The sequence below is a fragment of the Streptomyces chlorus genome (genome assembly GCF_042655885.1).
Classification (GTDB): Bacteria; Actinomycetota; Actinomycetes; order Streptomycetales; family Streptomycetaceae; genus Streptomyces; species Streptomyces chlorus.
Genome location: NZ_JBHSOA010000175.1, coordinates 1 through 1546 on the forward strand (window position 1 = coordinate 1; position 1546 = coordinate 1546).

Below are 1546 nucleotides of genomic sequence, written 5' to 3' on the forward strand. Positions count from 1 at the left end.
GATCCTGCCGGGGTGAGGGCATGAAGGCAGGGCCTCCTGAACAGCTCGTGGGTGTCGAATCCATAGAGCAACAGGAGGCCCTGTTGTCACAGTCTTCCGTGCTGGTCCCGGACGAGTCCAACTCGGCTGCTCCATCGTGTGATTGCCTCGCGCACGTGTACGGCAACGCGGCCGACCGGCCCGAGCGACAACGCCGGTACCCGACCGACATGACGGACGCGGAGTGGACCGTTGTCCGGCCGCTGCTGCCGGTGCCGGGCTGGCTGCGCGGCCGCGGCGGGCAGCCAGAGGCGTACTGCCACCGGCAGATACTGGACGCGATCGGCTATCTCGTGGACAACGGAATCAAGTGGCGGGCGATGCCCGCCGACTTCCCGCCGTGGGACCGGGTGTACGCGTTCTTCCGCCGCTGGCGCGACCACGCCCTGATCCAGGAGTTCCACGACCGGCTGCGCGGGCAGGTCCGCGAGAAGGCGGGGCGGGACGCGGAGCCGACGGCCGGGGTGATCGACTCCCAGTCCATCAAGGCGGACGCCGTGGTCGGTGCCGACAGCCGCGGCTTCGACGGCGGCAAACTGGTCAACGGGCGCAAGCGGCATGTCGTGGTCGACACCCTCGGCCTGCTGCTGGGGGTGATGGTCACGAGCGCGGACGTCGGCGACCGCGCTGCCGCCCAGGTCCTGCTGGCGCGGGTGGCCGCCGCCCACCACCGGCTAGAGCTGGTGTGGGCCGACGGCGGCTACACCGGCAGCCTCGTCGAGCACTGCCTGGCCACGTTCGCCCTGGTCCTGGCGATCGTCAAACGCAGCGACGACCAGAAGGGGTTCGTGGTGCTGCCCAAGCGGTGGATCGTCGAACGGTGTTTCGCCCACCTGATGCAAAGCCGCCGCCTGGTCCGCGACGTCGAACGCCGCACCAGCAGCGCGGAGGCGATGGTCTACTGGTCGATGACCCTGCTCATGACCCGCCGCCTGGCCCGGCCACGCCCGTCGCGGGCGTGAACCGGCCCGGCGCCGACTCCACCGCCCAGCCACGGGCCACCAGCCGTTTTGCCTTCGACCGCAGCGCCTCCACCCGCGCCGGCACCACGTCCATGCCGAACCCCGCGGCCAGTTCCTGACAGGTCATCGGCCCCTGACCGAGCCGAGCCCGGTCCGCGAGTGTGGTGAGGATGCGCTGGTAGTCCACCGGCAGCGCCGACCAGGCCAGCCCCTCGCGCCACACCGGAACCTGCGACTTCGGCTTTGCCGCATCCCCGGACACCGACCGCGCGGCCGTACCCGGCGGATCCGCGACGGCCTCCGCCCCGGCGGTGCCGCTGCCCGCCGGGGCCAGCACCGCGCCGACCCGTCTGCGGGCGATCACCCACTCCTGCCACTCCAGCTCGGCCACAGCGAGCTCGGCCTGGATACGGTCGGCCTCCTCCCGCAGCCCGTCCACGCGACGGCGAGCGGCGAGCTCGTGCTCTTCCAGCAGTCCGACGACCGACGGCATCCGCAACCTCCCCAAGCAGTGACCACCCGACAGGCCACCACTCCCACGGAAC

The 1546-nt window shown here is 71.5% G+C and carries 2 protein-coding genes; one reads left to right on the plus strand and one right to left on the minus strand.

Annotation, left to right across the window (positions count from 1 at the left end; genetic code table 11):
• Positions 1-83 precede the first annotated feature (83 nt).
• A complete protein-coding gene (locus ACFPZI_RS37250) occupies positions 84-1001 on the plus strand; it encodes an IS5 family transposase (protein WP_417801267.1) in 918 nt (305 codons plus the stop codon).
• Here the strand turns inward: ACFPZI_RS37250 and ACFPZI_RS37255 are convergent.
• The gene (locus ACFPZI_RS37255; protein WP_381371599.1) at positions 958-1494 is read right to left on the minus strand and encodes a hypothetical protein; all 537 of its coding nucleotides are present in this window, start codon (positions 1492-1494) and stop codon (positions 958-960) included. The two genes, ACFPZI_RS37250 and ACFPZI_RS37255, sit on opposite strands and share 44 nt — an antisense overlap.
• Between the last annotated feature and the right edge of the window lie 52 nt (positions 1495-1546).